Consider the following 620-nt stretch of genomic DNA (forward strand, 5'->3'; position numbering starts at 1 on the left):
ATACGCAGGCAGTCGACGCCATATTCCGCCACTTTCAGCGCAATACGGTAGTCAAAGTGGATATCGGCGACCAGCGGGACGTTAACCTCCTGTTTGATAAGTTTGAACGCCTCAGCAGCGTCCATCGTCGGAACAGAGACACGGACAATGTCCGCGCCTACGCGTTCTAATGCTTTGATTTGATTGACCGTCGCTTCTACATCCGTAGTACGCGTATTGGTCATCGACTGGACGGCGATAGGCGCCCCATCGCCGACTGGCACGTTCCCAACGTAAATCCGTTTCGATTTTCTACGTTGAATAGGAGCCTGGTTATGCATGTAAAATCTCCCGCATTGCCCGTCTGTTACTGTGCTGCTGATTGTTCGGCATTAACGGTAAGACGCGCAACCTGGTTAGTTCTGATAAAACGACTTAAATCGACAGGCTTGCCCAGATACTGGATCTGTACCGCGGCCGGGGCGCCAATTTTCAGCTTATACGGCGCCTGACCGCTCAGGTTCAGGTTACCGCCTTTACGCTGCAGGCCGCTGAACAGTTTTTTACCGGTGGCATCGCTCACTTCCAGCCAGCAGTCGGCGGAAAAGTTCATCACCAGATCCTGCGCCGACGCCGCCGGA

General features: G+C 53.9%; 2 protein-coding genes. Both read right to left on the reverse strand.

All coding sequences use genetic code 11. The features are described 5' to 3' along the window. The coding region (locus ACFPZN_RS56435) for a flavodoxin-dependent (E)-4-hydroxy-3-methylbut-2-enyl-diphosphate synthase (protein ID WP_465252317.1) at positions 1-263 on the reverse strand (263 nt) is incomplete at its 3' end. Between the two features lie 83 nt (positions 264-346). Next, positions 347-620, reverse strand: a 274-nt coding sequence (locus tag ACFPZN_RS56440; RefSeq protein WP_378293725.1) for a RodZ domain-containing protein, incomplete at its 5' end; no start/stop codon positions are given.

This window comes from Actinomadura rugatobispora, from assembly GCF_042656285.1.
In the GTDB taxonomy this organism is placed as follows: domain Bacteria; phylum Actinomycetota; class Actinomycetes; order Streptosporangiales; family Streptosporangiaceae; genus Spirillospora; species Spirillospora rugatobispora.